The organism is Kitasatospora sp. NPDC034023, assembly GCF_055575795.1.
The window spans coordinates 135,290-150,988 of sequence record NZ_JBVIRY010000015.1 but is presented as its reverse complement, the minus strand read 5'-3'; the positions used below and the strand labels follow the sequence as shown (position 1 = coordinate 150,988).

The following is a 15,699-nucleotide window of genomic DNA, read 5'->3' as shown; positions in this document are numbered from 1 at the left end:
CGCCGAGGGCCCGCCCCGCGAAACGCCGAGGGCCCCTCCCCCGCGGCGGGGGGAGGGGCCCTCGTGCGGGCTCCCGGTTCAGACGCCGGCCGGCTGGCGGGCGCCGGTGCCCGCCGCCAGCTTCGCGGCGGCCTCGCCGGCCACCTTGCGCTCGAAGACGAAGGAGAGGAACGGGATGCAGCCCGCCGCCAGGGTCAGCACCAGTCGGCCGAGCGGCCACTTCAGCTTCTGCCCGAGCAGGAAGGTCACCACGAAGTACCCGATGTACAGGTAGCCGTGCAGCATCGCGACGTAGGTGGTCACGTCCTCGGCCGTGCTGAAGCCGTACTTCGCGACCATGAAGCCGCAGAACACCAGCAGGGCCACACCGGTCGCAATGGCCAGGGCCCGGTACCAGCCCAGCAGGGGGGTCGCCTTCATACTCTTCCTCGCCTCGCTCGGCTTTTTCGGCCGGTACGCCCGGATCCGCGCACCGCTCCCACGAGGGTAGCCGCCCTCACGCCTGCTCCTTCGCAGCCCCCTCGTCCGGCTCGGAGAAGTCGCCGGCCGCGATCCGCAGCGGCTTGAGCAGCTCGAACACCTGGCGGCACTGCTCGGGGCCGTACTCCTCCAGCCCGAACTCCATCGCCATGAGCTCGCGGGTGGCCTCCTCGACCGCCTCGCGGCCGCGCTCGGTGATCGCGGCCAGCACGCCGCGGCCGTCCAGCGGGTTGGGGCGGCGGGCGACCAGGCCGGCCCGCTCCAGGCGGTCGACGGTGTTGGTCACGCTGGTCGGGTGGACCATGAGCCGCTCGCCGATCTTGGAGAGCGAGAGCTCGCCGGTCCGGCTGAAGGTCAGCAGCACCAACGCCTCGTAGCGGGCGAAGGTCAGCCCGTACGGCTTGAGCACCGCGTCCACCCGGGAGAGCAGGATCTGGTGGGCGCGCATGATCGAGGTGATCGCCGCCATCGAGGGGACTCCGCCCCAGCGGCGGGTCCACAGCTCGTCGGCGCGGGCGATCGGGTCGAAGTCGAGAGCGAGGGGCTTGGCCACCTCCTTACCGTACCGGCGGATGGGACGCGTGCTACCAGCCGTCCTGATGGTGGACAAGCGCAACACGTGGCGGGATCCCGCCAATCGGACTGCCAGGTCCATACCAGGACATTGCGCCAGTGTGAACTGGCGGCAACACGCGTGCGGCACACCGGGGTTGACCGCCGATCGCGTCAACCCCGGGCCGGCGGGCCTCGATTCGGACCGTAACCCGCCGAAAGGCGGGGTGATTCATCCCTTTCGTCCGTCCGTTCACAATCCTTCATCCTGGCGGGACTTGGCCAATTCATGAGCAAGACCTGTCATTTGATTTGCTCGATTGTCATGCTTTCCGCCAACCCCGTCCGGCAGCCACCACCCCCACCCACCGGTGGCCAGCCGCTCGACCGCTCGGGGTCCTGCACGTCAGTGCCCGTCCTGCCCCTCAGGTGCCGACCCCGGCCCCCGGGACGCGGCGCGACCGCGCCCACGCGCGGTTTCCCGGAAGGACTCGTCCGTGAAGCGAAAGCTCGCCGCAGTCGCCGTACTCTCCGCCACCGCCCTGCTCACCGGCGTTGTCCAGGCCGGTACCGCGGCCATCGCGGACCCGGCCCCGCACTCCCGGACCGCCGACCTGATCGCCCTGGCGAACAGCCAGGCCGGCAAGGTGGCGCACGCCCTGGCCCTGGGCGGCCAGGAGCAGCTCGTCGCCAAGGACGCCCTGGTGGACGCCGACGGCACCCGTCACTTCCGTTACGAGCGCACCTTCGCCGGACTCCCGGTCCTGGGCGGCGACCTCGTCGTGCACCAGAAGGCGGACGGCTCGACCACCTCCGTCGACAAGGCCACCGGCGCGACGATCGCCCCGCCGAGCCTCACCCCGCAGATCCCCGCCGACAAGGCCGCCGCCCAGGCGACCGGCGCCGTGCAGGCCACCGTCGGCATCACCGCCGACGCGGACGAGGCGCCGCTGACGGCGGTGCACCAGACCGGCAAGGCCGAGCTGGTGGTCTGGGCCACCGACGGCAACCCGCGCCTGGCGTACCGCACCACCGTCGAGGGCGAGCGCGCCGACGGCACCCCGAGCCGCCAGCTGCTGGTCACCGACGCGGCGAGCGGCCAGGTGCTCTCCACCCACGAGGAGGTGCAGACCGCCGCCGGCACCGGCAAGGGCGTCTTCGTCGGCACCGTCCCGCTGACCACCACCCAGAGCGGCACCAGCTTCCAGCTGAAGGACGCCTCGCGCGGCGGCCAGGCCACCTACACCCTGAAGGGCAGGACCTCCGGCTCCGGCACCCTGGTCGCCAACTCGACCGACAGCTTCGGCAACGGCCTGGCCTCCAACGCGGAGTCGGCCGCCGTGGACGCCCAGTTCGGCGCCGCGGCCACCTGGGACTTCTACAAGAACACCTTCGGCCGCAGCGGCATCAAGAACAACGGCGTCGGCGCCGCCAGCCGGGTCCACTACGGCAAGAACTACGTCAACGCGTTCTGGGACGACTCCTGCTTCTGCATGACCTACGGCGACGGCACCAGCAACACCCACCCGCTGACCGAGCTGGACGTGGCCGGCCACGAGATGAGCCACGGCGTCACCTCCGCCACCGCCGGCCTGAACTACTCGGGCGAGTCCGGCGGCCTCAACGAGGCCACCTCGGACATCTTCGGCACCATGGTCGAGTTCTACGCCAACCTGCCCGCCGACAAGCCGGACTACCTGATCGGCGAGCTGATCAACATCAACGGTGACGGCAAGCCGCTGCGCTACATGGACCAGCCGTCCAAGGACGGCGCCTCGGCCGACTACTGGTCGTCCTCGGTCGGCAACCTGGACGTCCACTACTCCTCCGGCGTGGCCAACCACTTCTTCTACCTGCTCGCCGAGGGCAGCGGCGCCAAGACCATCAACGGCGTCAACTACAACAGCCCGACCTACAACAACTCCACCCTCGCCGGCATCGGCCGGGACAAGGCCGCTCAGGTCTGGTACAAGGCGCTGACCACCTACATGACCTCCAGCACCGACTACGCGGCCGCCCGCACCGCCACCCTCAAGGCGGCGACCGACCTGTACGGCGCGAGCAGCGCCGAGTACAGCGCCGTCGCCGCGACCTGGACCGCGGTCAACGTCAACTGACGTACCGCGCAAGCGATCCGGACGCCCGGGGCCCGTCGGAGGACAGGCCCCGGGCGTCCGCCCGTTCCGGGCCAGGGCCGTTGAGCTGCCACGTCGGTCCGGTTGGCGGGGTTCCGCCAGGCAGGACGAACCGCCCATACCGGGCAACCGACGGCAGCCGAACCATCCGTACCGGGACTGGCGGTTCCTGGCCAATCCCCGGACGCGGCCTGTCCATCGCTGCCAGAAATTGTCATGCTTCTGACCAAGTCCCGTCCGACCTCCGCCACCCCCACCCATTCCGGCGGAGCGTCAGGAACCGCACGGGACCGGCACGTCCGCGCCCTACCGCCCCACGGTGCCAACCCCGGCGCCCCGGTACGCGGCGCACCCGCACGCACCCGCGGGTCTCGTGGAAGGAACCCCCGTACGTGAAGCGAAAGCTGACTGTCGGAGCCGTACTCTCCGCCACCGCCCTGCTGGCCGGCGTCGTCCAGATCGCCGCCGTCCCCGCCGCCCAGGCCGCCGCCCCCGCACCGGAGCAGCAGCAGTCCGCGCTGCTCGCGCTGGCCGCCGGCCAGAGCGCCCCGGTCGCCCAGGCCCTCGCCCTCGGCGGCCAGGAGAAGCTGGTCCCCAAGGACGTGGTGGTGGACCGGGACGGCACCCGCCACCTTCGGTACGAGCGGACCTACGCCGGCCTGCCGGTGATCGGCGGCGACCTGGTCGTCCACCAGAAGGCCGACGGATCGGTGGGCTCGGTCGACCGCGCCTTCGCCGGCCGGCTGTCCGTGCCCGACCTGACCCCGGGCCTCGCCGCGGGCCAGGCCGCCGAGCGGGCCACCGCCGCGGTGCGCGCGACGGTCGGCACCGCCGCCGACGAGGACGAGGCCGCGCTCACCCGGGTCGACGGCGCCGACGCGACCGAGCTGGTCGTCTGGGCCACCGACGGCGCCCCGCGCCTGGCCCACCGCACGACGGTCACGGGCGAGCGGGCGGACGGCACCCCGAGCCGCCAGGAGGTCGTCACCGACGCCGCCACCGGCCAGGTGCTCTCCAGCCAGGAGCACGTGCAGACCGCGACCGGCACCGGCAAGGGCGTCAACGTCGGCACCGTCACGCTGACCACCACCCAGAGCGGCTCGAACTACCAGCTCAAGGACGCCACCCGGGGCAACCAGTCCACCACCGACCTCAAGGGCGGCACCTCGGGCAGCGGCACGCTGTTCGCCAACACCACGAACTCCTGGGGCAACGGCTCGCCGTCCAACCGCGAATCCGCCGCCGTGGACGCCCAGTTCGGCGCCGCGGCCACCTGGGACTTCTACAAGAACACCTTCGGCCGCAGCGGCATCAAGAACAACGGCGTCGGCGCCGCCAGCCGGGTCCACTACAGCACCAACTACGTCAACGCGTTCTGGGACGACTCCTGCTTCTGCATGACCTACGGCGACGGCTCGGGCAACACCCACCCGCTGACCGCCATCGACGTCTCCGGCCACGAGATGAGCCACGGCGTCACCTCCGCCACCGCCGGCCTGAACTACTCGGGCGAGTCCGGCGGCCTCAACGAGGCCACCTCGGACATCTTCGGCACCATGGTCGAGTGGTCGGCCAACCTGCCCTCCGACCCGCCGGACTACCTGATCGGCGAGAAGCTCAACATCAACGGCAACGGCACCCCGCTGCGCTACATGGACAAGCCGTCCAAGGACGGCGCCTCGGCCGACTACTGGTCCTCCACCGTCGGCAACAAGGACGTCCACTACTCCTCCGGCGTCGCCAACCACTTCTTCTACCTGCTCTCCGAGGGCAGCGGCGCCAAGGTGATCAACGGGGTCAGCTACAACAGCCCGACCTCCAACGGCTCGACGGTGACCGGCATCGGCCGGACCAAGGCGGCGGCCATCTGGTACCGCGCCCTGACCGTCTACATGACCTCCACCACCAACTACAAGGCCGCCCGCACGGCGACCCTGAAGGCCGCCACCGACCTGTACGGCGCGACCAGCACCGAGTACAAGGCGGTCGCGGCGGCCTGGAGCGGCGTGAACGTCAACTAGCCGCACCCGGCGCGAGCCACCCCCGGTAAGAAACGGCGACAGGCTGCCGCGGCCCTTTGGGAGAGGAGGCCGTGGCAGCCTGTCGACCGTCCGCGCCCCGGATCACGACTGCGGATCGCGACTGCGGCTCAGGGCTGCGACTCAAGGCTGGGCTCAGGCGGTGGCCGGCTTCAGCTCTCCGCGCTCCTCGCGGCCGAGCATCCGCTCGGCGAAGAAGCCGCCGGTGGGCAGCACCGAGAGGACGAACAGCAGGATGCCGCGCTTGGCGTCCCACTTCTGCGTCTGCCAGGCCTGGATCCAGAAGATCGCGTACAGGATGAACAGGATCCCGTGGACCATGCCCATCACCGGGACGGCGTCGAAGGAGGTCGTCCGCTTCAGGACCGAGCAGATCAGCAGCAGGATGAACGAGACCCCTTCGGGGCCGGAGACCAGGCGCAGGCGGTGGACGGCGCTGCTGTTCACGTGGGATACCTCAATACGGGGGTCGGAGGCGTGGGCGCGCTTGTGAAGCGACTCACAAGCCTTCCGGTCATTATCACCGAGCACTTGTCCGAGTCCCCGGCCGGGGGCGAACTCCGTGCCCGATCTCACAACACCCGCCCACGCCGCCGCCACCGCACCCGCCCCCACCGGCGCCGCGGCCCCGCCGCGTTGTCACAGCTGTGTGCTGGAACACGACCGAGCGCGACCGCCCGTCACCGGGAACCCCTATCCTGCTGCCCGCGCGCCCACCGATCCGGGCGCCGGAAGCATCACGCCACGGGGGTAGTCACCACATGTTCAAGCGCGACTGGGACCGCCGGACCTGCGCCAAGCGCGGCCACGTCACCTACGCACCCACCGAGCCCGAGCTGGCCTCCCGGCTGCACGCCGCCACCGCCCTCGGCGACGCCTGGCGCTGCCTGCGCTGCGGCGACTTCGCACTGGGCGCCCCGCACGGCTCCGGCCCCGCCGGGAACGCGCCGCTGGTGCCGCGCGGCAAGGCGCTGCGGGACCTCTTCATCCTGCGCTTCCTCGCCATCGAGCGGGTGCTGCGCGGGCTGCTGATCATCGTGATCGCCTGGGCCGTGTGGAAGTTCTCCAACAGCCAGGACGCGGTGCACCGGGTCTTCGACCAGAACCTGACGGTCTTCAGGCCGGTCACCGACCACTTCCACTGGGACCTCGAGCACGCCCCGATCGTCGAGACGATCCGCAAGACCTTCGACTTCAAGAAGAGCACCCTGCTGATCGTCGCGGGCGCGCTGCTGGCGTACGCCCTGATCGAGATCGTCGAGGCGGTCGGCCTCTGGCTGAACAAGCGCTGGGCCGAGTACCTGACGGTGGTCGCCACCGCGGCCTTCCTGCCGCTGGAGGGCTACGAGCTGAGCCACCACGTCAGCGCGGTGAAGATCTGCACCCTGCTGCTGAACATCGCGGCGGTCCTCTGGATCATGCTCTCCAAGCGCCTGTTCGGGCTGCGCGGCGGCGTGGTGGCCTTCGAGGCGGAGCGCCACTCGGCCTCGCTGCTGGAGGTCGAGCAGTCGGCCGGCACGATCCCGCGCGCCGGGCACGGGGCGCACGCGCGGAGCTGACCGGCACGGGGCGCACGCCCGGCGCTGACCGGGCCCGTTTGTCGCAGCCCCGTACCGGTTTGGCCCCGAACCCTCCCCGGGCCACGGCCGCAGCGGCTAGATTGCGGCCGTGGCACAGTTCAGACTCCAGGGATCGCGAGTGCTCGCCGTCGACTTGGGCGGCGACGCCGTCAAGGCCAGACACGGCTCGATGGTCGCCTACACCGGGCAGATGACCTTCAAGAAGCTGACCGGCGGTGGGGACGGCCTGCGCGGCATGGTCGCGCGCCGGCTGACCGGCGAGAAGATGACCGTCATGGAGGTGAAGGGCCAGGGCACCTGCTACTTCGCCGACAAGGCCACCGAGATCAACCTGGTCAGGCTGAACGGCGAAGCGCTGTACGTCGAGGCGGACAACCTGCTCTGCACCGAGTCCACGCTGCACACCGGCACCAGCTTCACCGGCCTGAACGGCATGTCCTCCGGCAACGGCCTCTTCACCACCAAGGTGGAGGGCCACGGCTGGGCCGCCCTCACCTCCAACGGGCCCGCCATCATCCTGCGGGTCGACAAGAGCATGCCGCTGCGCGTGGACCCGGGCGCGTACGTGGCGCACACCGGCAACCTGCACCGCAGCCTGAAATCGGGCGCGGGCTGGACCACGGTGATCGGCGAGGGCGGCGGCGAGGCCGTCCAGGTCGAGTTCACCGGCGACGGCCTGGTGTACGTCCAGCCCTCCGAGAAGATCACCATCGGTGGTGACGTCTGATGGGCTTCACGAAGATCAACGGCAAGATGATCGAGGCCCAGGTGGTGCCCGGGCAGCGGCTGTTCAGCCAGCGCGGCGCGATGCTCGCGTACAGCGGCGACGTCCGCTTCACGCCGAACATCACCGGCGGGCAGGGCGGCGTGATGTCGATGATCGGCCGCCGGGTGGCCAACGAGGACACCCCGCTGATGAGCGTCGAGGGCCAGGGCCGGGTGATGTTCGGCCACGGCGGCCACCACGTCCACGTGATCGACCTGTTCGGCGACACCCTGTACGTCGAGGCGGACCGGCTGCTCGCCTTCGAGGGCACGCTGCGGCAGTCCACCATGTTCATGGGCGCGCAGGGCGGCGTGATGGGCATGGTCCGCGGCCAGGTCACCGGGCAGGGCCTGTTCACCACCAAGCTGGAGGGCAACGGCTCCGTCGCGGTGATGGCCCACGGCGGCGTCTTCGAGCTGCCGATCGTCCCCGGCCAGTCGGTGCACGTCGACCCGCAGGCGTACGTGGCGCACCGCGGCGACGTGCGCAACAAGCTGTCCACCGCGCTCGGCTGGCGCGACATGATCGGCCGCGGTTCGGGCGAGGCGTTCCAGCTGGAGCTGTCCGGGCAGGGCGCGGTGTACGTCCAGGCGAGCGAGGAGAAGCTCTGATGTCCTACCCGCCGCAGCCCCCGTACGGGTCGTCGCCGCACGACCAGCCCACCCAGCCCGGCTTCGTCATGCCGCCGCCTCCCCCGCCGAACCACGGCCCGCAGCAGGGCTACCCGGCGCCGGGCGGCCACCCGCAGCAGGGCGGGTACCCGACGCCCCCGCCCGGGCAGCCGAACCAGCCCCCGCAGCCGCCCCACCAGCCGTACGCCCAGGAGCAGTTCGGCGGCCCGATCGCCCCGCTGCCGACCACCCAGGGCGGCGACGGCCCGGTGGTGCACGACGTGTACAGCCTGCCGGTCAACGACAACGTCAACCCGTACGCCTTCTCGGTTGAGCTGAACGGGTCCTACTTCCTGCAGAAGGGCAAGATGATCGCCTACTACGGCGACATCACCTTCAAGGGCGTCGGCGCCGGAATGGTCGACCGGATGCTCGGGCAGCACTTCAACTCGCCGATGCACGCGTCGGACTGGGTGGTCGCCGAGGGCCGCGGCAAGCTGCTGCTGGCCGACCGGGCGTTCGACCTCAATTCGTACGACCTGGAGGACGGCAACCTGACCGTCCGCTCCGGCAACCTGCTCGCCTTCGACCCGACGCTGCGGCTCAAGCAGTCGATCATCCCGGGCTTCCTGACCCTGCTCGGCACCGGCCGCTTCGTCGCCGCCTCCAACGGGCCGGTGCACTTCGTCGAGCCGCCGATCCGGGTGGACCCGCAGGCCCTGGTCGGCTGGGCGGACTGCCCGGCGCCGTGCCACCACTACGACCACAACTACATGCACGGACTGATCGGCGGCATCCGGCGGCTGACCGGCATCGGCGGCGCCTCCGGCGAGGAGCACCAGTTCGAGTTCATCGGCGCCGGGCAGGTACTGCTGCAGTCCAGCGAGAAACTGATGGCGGATCGGGCGGTCGGCCACGTCGGCGCCGAGGCGGGCGTCCCGGTCGGCGGGGTGCCGTCCCAGCCGGGCACGGCCGGCCACGGCGGCGGCAACCCCAACATGCCGGGTCTGGGTAACCTGGGCGACCTCGGTCGGCGTTTCGGCCTGTAAACTTGTACAAGATTGAACTAAATCGGCTATGCTGGATCCCATGGATACGCACACAATCGACACTGCGGACAACCCTCCGTCGCAGCCCGAGGAGGAGACTCCCTGGCTGACCGCCAGGGAGCAGCGGATGTGGCGCGCCCATCTGGAGGTCGCCAAGCTGCTCGACTACCAGCTCAGCCGCGAACTCCAGCCCCACAACCTGGCGATCAACGACTACGAGATCCTGGTCGTGCTCTCCGAGGCCCCCGACCGCCGCATGCGGATGACCGACCTCGCGACCGCCACACTGCAGTCGAAGAGCCGCCTCTCCCACCAGATCACCCGCATGGAGAACGCCGGCCTGGTCCTCCGCCAGGAGTGCCCCGGCGACCGCCGCGGCCTCTACGCCCACCTCACCGAGCAGGGCTGGGAAACCATGCAGCGCGTCGCCCCGGACCACGTACGCAGCGTCCGGGCCCACTTCATCGACCGCTTCACCCCGGACCAGCTGGACGCCATGTTCGCGGCCCTCGCCCCCATCGCCGAACACCTCCGCGGCCTCCGCGGCCGCCCGTAGGCACCACAGCCGCCCCGCCGCCCCGCCGGACCCGTCCGGCGGGGCGGCGACGTGAAACCGCGGCGAAAGGACCGGCTCAGCTCGTGGTCAGGCCCGCGACGAGTTCGTCGGCTGCGCCGTACGGGTCCAGTTCGCCGTTGGCGACGCGTTCGGCCAGGGCGGCCAGGTGTCGGTCTCCGCGCAGGTCGCCGATGCGGGCGCGCAGTTCGGCCAGGGCGATGGCCTCGATCTCCTCGGCGGCCCGGCGGCGGCGCCGGACCGCGAGTTCGCCGTGTTCCTCGAGCCAGGCGCGGTGCTTCTCGAGCGCCTCGACCACCTCGTCCACGCCCTCGCCGCGGGCGGCGACGGTCTTCACGATCGGCGGGCGCCAGTCGCCCGCCTCGCGGGCCTCGCCGAGGCCCAGCATGTGGTTGAGTTCCCGGGCGGTGGCGTCGGCGCCGTCCCGGTCGGCCTTGTTGACGACGAAGACGTCGCCGATCTCCAGGATCCCGGCCTTGGCGGCCTGGATGCCGTCGCCCATTCCGGGGGCGAGGAGCACCACGGTGGTGTCGGCTTGGGCGGCGATCTCGACCTCGGACTGCCCGACCCCGACGGTCTCGACGAGGATGACCTCGCAGCCGGCCGCGTCGAGTACTCGCAGCGCCTGCGGGGCCGTCCAGGAGAGCCCGCCGAGGTGGCCGCGGGTGGCCATCGAGCGGATGAACACCTCGGGGTCGGTGGCGTGGTCCTGCATCCGGACCCGGTCGCCCAGGAGCGCGCCGCCGGAGAACGGCGAGGACGGGTCGACGGCCAGGACGCCGACCCGCTTGCCGAGCCGCCGGTAGGCGGAGACCAGCGCCGAGGTGGAGGTGGACTTGCCGACTCCCGGCGAGCCGGTCAGGCCGACGGTGTAGGCCTGGCCGGTGTACGGCGCGAGCGCGGCCATGGCCTCCCGTAGCTGCGGGGCGGCGTTCTCGACCAGCGTGATCAGCCGGGCGACGGCCCGCGGCCGGCCCTGCCGGGCCTGCTCGACCAGCGTGGCGACATCGATCATCAGGAGCTCCTAGCGCGGATGCGGATGCCGAAGGGGCTGCGGACCGCTTGTGGCGGTCCGCAGCCCCGAAGTTCAGATCAGCTGATCAGGCCTTCGGGACGCGCACGATGAGCGCGTCGCCCTGACCGCCGCCGCCGCACAGCGCGGCCGCGCCGACCCCGCCGCCGCGGCGCTGCAGCTCCAGCGCCAGGCTGAGCACCACGCGGGCGCCGGACATGCCGATCGGGTGGCCGAGCGCGATGGCACCGCCGTTGACGTTGACGATGTCCGAGGAGACGCCCAGGTCCTTGGTCGACTGGTACGCGACGGCCGCGAACGCCTCGTTGATCTCGATCAGGTCGAGGTCGGCGACCTCCAGGCCCTCCTTGGCCAGCGCGTGCTTGATCGCGTTGGACGGCTGCGACTGCAGCGAGTTGTCCGGACCGGCCACGTTGCCGTGCGCGCCGATCTCGGCGATCCAGGTCAGGCCCAGCTCCTCGGCCTTGGCCTTGCTCATCACGACCACCGCGGCGGCGCCGTCGGAGATCTGCGAGGAGGTGCCGGCGGTGATCGTGCCGTCCTTGGTGAAGGCCGGGCGCAGCTTGGCCAGGCCCTCGACGGTGGTGTCCGCGCGGATGCCCTCGTCCTGGGTGAACAGGACCGGCTCGCCCTTGCGCTGCGGGATGGCGACCGGGGCGATCTCGGCGTCGAAGACGCCGTCGGCCTGCGCCTTGGCGGCCCGCTGGTGGGAAGCGGCCGCGATCTGGTCCTGCACGTCGCGCGGGATGCCCAGGCGGGTGTTGTGCTTCTCGGTGGACTCGCCCATCGGGATGTTCTCGTAGGCGTCGGTGAGGCCGTCGTACGCCATGGCGTCCAGCATCTCGATCGCGCCGTACTTGAAGCCCTCGCGGGACTTGGGCAGCAGGTGCGGGGCGTTGGTCATCGACTCCTGGCCACCGGCCACGACGATGTCGAACTCGCCGGCGCGGATCAGCTGGTCGGCCAGCGCGATGGCGTCCAGGCCGGAGAGGCAGACCTTGTTGATGGTCAGGGCGGGCACGTTCATCGGGATGCCGGCCTTGACGGCGGCCTGGCGGGCCGGGATCTGGCCCGCGCCGGCCTGCAGCACCTGGCCCATGATCACGTACTGGACCTGGTCCCCCGTGATGCCGGACCGTTCCAGGGCGGCCTTGATGGCGACGCCGCCGAGCTCGGCGCCGGAGAAGCCCTTGAGGGATCCGAGCAGGCGCCCCATCGGGGTCCGTGCACCGGCAACGATCACAGAGGTGGTGTTGGTCATGGGACGGGCCCCTTCGCACGTCGTGGCCAGGTGAGGATGCGCTCAATGTACTGACCTGTTACCCGCCCGTCACCGGAGCGACGGTGTGATCGAGCGCACTGGCACCCTCCAGTCAACACCGTGCCGATGCGGTCCGGGTGAACCCCGCAGCGTGTGAGCAGGCTCGCACGTCCGACACTGGCGTCCGCCGCGGGCCATGCGCTGCACTTGGTGCCACCCTTGTCCCCAACCACCCGGAGGTTGCCGTGCTGACCCGAATCGACCACATCGGCATCGCCTGCCGAGACCTCGACAAGACGGTCGAGTTCTACCGCGCCACCTACGGCTTCGAGGTCTTCCACTCCGAGGTCAACGAGGAGCAGGGCGTCCGCGAGGCCATGCTCAGGATCAACGGGACCGACGACGGCGGCGCCTCCTACCTCCAGCTGCTGGAGCCCACCCGGCCCGACTCCACCGTCGCCAAGTGGCTGGAGAAGAACGGCGAGGGCGTGCACCACATCGCCTTCGGCACCGCCGACGTGGACGGCGACGCCGAGGCCATCCGCGGCAAGGGTGTCCGGGTCCTCTACGACGAGCCGCGGATCGGCTCGATGGGCTCGCGGATCACCTTCCTGCACCCGAAGGACTGCGGCGGCGTGCTGACCGAGCTGGTCACGTCCGCGCAGAACGCCCACAGCGCCCAGGGCGGCGAGAGCGCCGACGAGGAGCACTGATCGTCCACCGGAGTGCCCCCAGGGTGTCGCGCGCCCGGGCGGCATCCGACGGGCCTTACGGTCATGACCCGTCAGTAACCTGGCCGGAACAGCCGGAAAACCCCCATGCGGCCGTTCCCCCGCCGTGCGCGCCCACTACAATGCCCAGGTGCGCGACGACTCCGGGGGACGGAGGCGACGGGCACGGCCGAAGACAGGCCCGTTCGCCCTCCAGCGGTCGGCCCGTCGCAAGGGGAGTCCATTACGCGGGCACGGCTGAACAGTCGCAAGACGGATCTGTCACCATTCTCCACAAGGCAAGAGTTCGCCCAGGAGTCCACTCGGACGGGGGAACGCGGCACCGCCGCGCTTCCGCGCCCCGGACTCCGACGACCGCGGCGGGCGGCCCCGGATTGGCGAGGGGTCGTCCACCTGCCGCGGATGCAAGGACCAGTCGGACCGGCACCCCGGAAACGGGCGCCCCGGACCGGCCGGGTCGAGGACGCGACCAGGAGATGGATGGGACCGCGGAGTGCGGGGCAACGACCGCTACGAGGCTGACGATCACCTCTCCCAGTTCGAGGCCGAGATGGGTCGGACTCGGAAGGAGCGGGACAAGGCAGCCGAGCATGCCGAAGACCTCGCCTACCAGGTGGAGGTGCTCCGGGCGAAGCTGCACGAGTCCCGTCGCATGCTCGCCCAGCCGCGCGCCTTCGACGCCGTCTCCGGCCAGGCCGAGCAGATGCTCCGCACCGCCGAGATGCAGGCCCAGCAGCTGCGCGCCGACGCCGAGCGTCAGCTGCGCGACTCCCAGGCCGCGACCCAGCGGATCATGGCCGAGGCCGCCGAGCGCACCGCCCGTCTGGAGGCCGAGCTCACCGCCCGCCGCCGCCAGCTGGAGGACGAGCTCGCCGAGCTGCGCCGCTCCGCCGAGCAGCACGTCAACGGCTGGGCCGAGCAGACCCGGGCCGGCTCCGAGCAGGAGGCCCAGCGCCTCCTCCAGGAGGCCCGCGTCGAGGCCGAGCGGATGGTCGCCGCCGCCCGCGCGGAGGCCGTCGCCCTGTCCGACCAGGCCCGCGCCCAGACCGCCGCCGACGTGGACGCCGCCCGCGGCGAGGCCCACGCCGCCGCCGAGGCCGCCCTCCAGCGGGCCCAGACCGACGCCGAACGCCTGCTGCGTGCCGCCTCCGAGCAGGCCCAGCAGGCCGGCGCCCAGGCCGCCGCGGACGTGGACGCCGCCCGCGGCCAGGCCCAGCAGGAGCTGGCCGCCGCCCATGCCGCGGCCGAGCAGCAGCTGGCCGTCGCACAGGGCGAGATCGGCCGGCTCAAGGAGCAGGCCGCCGCCGAACAGGCCCGGGCCGAGCAGCAGCTCGGCGCCGCCAAGGCCGAGATAGAGCGGCTGCGCGCCGAGGCGATCGCCGAGGCGGAGCGCACCCGCCACGAGGCCGCCGCGCTGCGCGCCCAGGCCGAGCAGGCCGCCGAGCAGCTCCAGGCCGACGCCGAGGCCGCCGCCGTCCGCAAGGTCGCCGACGGTGAGGCCGCCAACGAGCAGCGCTCGCAGACCGCCCGGGCCGAGGTGGCCCGGATGGTGGCCCAGGCCACGAAGGAAGCCGACGCGATCCGCGCCGAGGCCGAGACCGTACGGACCACGGCCGCCACCCGGCAGGCCGAGGCCGACGCCGCCAAGGCCGCCGCCTCCGAGGAGAGCGAGCGCCTGCGGGCCACCGCCGAGTCGGTCGCCGCCGAGCTGCGCGCCGAGGCCGAGGCCGCGATCGCCGACATGCGCGCCCGGGCCGAGCGGGACGTGGCCGACCTGCGGGCGCAGGCCGAGTCCGAGGCCCAGCGTCTGCGCAGCGAGGCCGAGGAGGAGGGCCGGGCGGCCGGCGCCAAGGACGCCACCGTCCACCTCGCCAAGGCCGCCAAGACCGCCGAGGAGGTGCTCGGCCGGGCCAACCACGACGCCGAGACCGCCCGGAGCGAGGCCGCCACCGAGGCCGAGCGGATCCGCACCGAGGCCGCCGCCGAGGCGCAGCGCCTGCGCGAGCAGGCCCAGGCCGCCGTCGAGCAGGCCCAGAACGCCGCTCTGGACGACGCCGCCGCGATCCGCGAGCGGATCGAGCAGATGCAGGACGAGGCGGCCCGGCTGCGTGCCGAGGCCGAGGAGCTGCGCGCCCAGGCCGCCGCCGAGGCGGACCGGGTCCGCAGCGAGGCCCGCCGGCAGGCGGTGCTGCAGATCGAGGAGTCGGCGAAGAACGCCGAGGAACTGCTCACCAGGGCCAAGGCCGACGCGGACGAGCTGCGCGCGGGCGCGGCGGGCGAGATCGAGCGGCTGCGCGAGCAGGCCCAGGAGCAGGCTGCCGAGACCCAGGGCCGGGCCGAGCAGACCCTGGCCCGGGCCCGCGCCGAAGCCGGGAAGATCACCGCCACCGCCGAGCAGCAGGGTCAGGACGCACTCTCCGCCGCCAAGGCCGCGGCCGCCGAGAACCGCACCGCCGCCGAGCGCGAGACCGCCGAACTCCGGCGCGAGGCAAGCGAGTTCGACCAGCGGGTACGGGCCGAGGCGAACGCCGCCGCGGAAGCCGTGACCGCCGAGGCGCAGGCCGAGGCGAACGCGGCGCGGGACGCCGCGGTGGCCGACGCCGAGCGGGTGCGCACCGAGGCCGACACCGAGGCCGCCCGCACCCGGGCCGAGGCCGAGGCCGCCGCGAACGCGCTGCGCGAGGAGAGCCGCCGCGAGCACGAGGAGGCGGCCACCGGGCTGCGCCGCGAGCGCGAGGAGACCGCCGACCAGCTGGCCGCCGCCAAGACCGCCCGCACGCAGGCCGAGCAGGCCGCCGCCGAGGTCCGCGAGGTCGCCGACGCCCACGCCGCGCAGGTGCGGGCGGAGGCCGAGCAGGCCGCCGGCGAACTGCGCGCCCTCGCCCAGC

General features: G+C 72.1%; 13 protein-coding genes and 1 pseudogene. 9 read left to right on the top strand and 5 right to left on the bottom strand.

The annotated features are described in order from the left end of the window. Window positions 1-78: 78 nt before the first annotated feature. Both ACZ52R_RS21085 and ACZ52R_RS21080 read right to left on the bottom strand, forming a co-directional pair. The gene (locus ACZ52R_RS21085; RefSeq protein WP_360498683.1) at window positions 79-420 is read right to left on the bottom strand and encodes a DUF3817 domain-containing protein; all 342 of its coding nucleotides are present in this window, start codon (window positions 418-420) and stop codon (window positions 79-81) included. 76 nt (window positions 421-496) lie between these two features. Beyond that, window positions 497-1,033, bottom strand: coding sequence for a MarR family winged helix-turn-helix transcriptional regulator (locus ACZ52R_RS21080; RefSeq protein ID WP_465617662.1), 537 nt, complete (start codon window positions 1,031-1,033; stop codon window positions 497-499). A gap of 496 nt (window positions 1,034-1,529) precedes the next feature. Between ACZ52R_RS21080 and ACZ52R_RS21075 the strand changes: the two genes are divergently transcribed. Beyond that, window positions 1,530-3,149: a M4 family metallopeptidase gene (locus ACZ52R_RS21075; RefSeq protein WP_360498679.1), complete on the top strand. Its 1,620-nt coding sequence runs from the start codon at window positions 1,530-1,532 to the stop codon at window positions 3,147-3,149. 410 nt (window positions 3,150-3,559) lie between these two features. Next, entirely contained in the window at window positions 3,560-5,188 is a 1,629-nt protein-coding gene (locus ACZ52R_RS21070; protein ID WP_465617660.1) for a M4 family metallopeptidase, read from the top strand. Between the two features lie 153 nt (window positions 5,189-5,341). On the opposite strand, the gene ACZ52R_RS21065 is transcribed toward ACZ52R_RS21070, so the two are convergent. After that, window positions 5,342-5,653 carry a DUF3817 domain-containing protein gene (locus tag ACZ52R_RS21065; RefSeq protein WP_360498675.1) on the bottom strand — a complete coding sequence of 104 codons (312 nt, stop codon included), beginning with the start codon at window positions 5,651-5,653 and terminating at the stop codon, window positions 5,342-5,344. Between the two features lie 314 nt (window positions 5,654-5,967). Between ACZ52R_RS21065 and ACZ52R_RS21060 the strand changes: the two genes are divergently transcribed. From ACZ52R_RS21060 to ACZ52R_RS21040, 5 genes are all read left to right on the top strand, one after another. Beyond that, a complete protein-coding gene (locus ACZ52R_RS21060) occupies window positions 5,968-6,765 on the top strand; it encodes a DUF2127 domain-containing protein (protein WP_360498673.1) in 798 nt (265 codons plus the stop codon). A 109-nt stretch (window positions 6,766-6,874) separates the two neighbouring features. Then, a complete protein-coding gene (locus tag ACZ52R_RS21055; RefSeq protein ID WP_360498671.1) occupies window positions 6,875-7,513 on the top strand; it encodes an AIM24 family protein in 639 nt (212 codons plus the stop codon). After that, on the top strand, window positions 7,513-8,163 hold the full coding sequence (locus ACZ52R_RS21050; RefSeq protein ID WP_360498669.1) for an AIM24 family protein: 651 nt from the start codon (window positions 7,513-7,515) through the stop codon (window positions 8,161-8,163). The genes ACZ52R_RS21055 and ACZ52R_RS21050 overlap by 1 nt, the downstream gene beginning before the upstream one ends. 239 nt (window positions 8,164-8,402) lie before the next feature. Then, window positions 8,403-9,212, top strand: coding sequence for an AIM24 family protein (locus ACZ52R_RS21045; protein ID WP_465661408.1), 810 nt, complete (start codon window positions 8,403-8,405; stop codon window positions 9,210-9,212). Window positions 9,213-9,252: 40 nt separating this feature from the next. Then, complete coding sequence (locus ACZ52R_RS21040; protein WP_360498667.1) at window positions 9,253-9,768, top strand: MarR family winged helix-turn-helix transcriptional regulator; 516 nt, start codon at window positions 9,253-9,255, stop codon at window positions 9,766-9,768. Between the two features lie 76 nt (window positions 9,769-9,844). On the opposite strand, the gene meaB is transcribed toward ACZ52R_RS21040, so the two are convergent. After that, on the bottom strand, window positions 9,845-10,801 hold the full coding sequence (gene meaB, locus ACZ52R_RS21035) for a methylmalonyl Co-A mutase-associated GTPase MeaB (RefSeq protein ID WP_465617657.1): 957 nt from the start codon (window positions 10,799-10,801) through the stop codon (window positions 9,845-9,847). A gap of 85 nt (window positions 10,802-10,886) precedes the next feature. Continuing rightward, window positions 10,887-12,080: an acetyl-CoA C-acetyltransferase gene (locus tag ACZ52R_RS21030; RefSeq protein ID WP_465617655.1), complete on the bottom strand. Its 1,194-nt coding sequence runs from the start codon at window positions 12,078-12,080 to the stop codon at window positions 10,887-10,889. Window positions 12,081-12,325: 245 nt separating this feature from the next. Here ACZ52R_RS21030 and mce point away from each other — a divergent pair, with 245 nt between their 5' ends. After that, a complete protein-coding gene (gene mce, locus ACZ52R_RS21025) occupies window positions 12,326-12,793 on the top strand; it encodes a methylmalonyl-CoA epimerase (RefSeq protein ID WP_465661127.1) in 468 nt (155 codons plus the stop codon). Window positions 12,794-13,304: 511 nt separating this feature from the next. Further along, window positions 13,305-15,699: pseudogene (locus ACZ52R_RS21020) on the top strand (hypothetical protein); the annotation flags it as partial.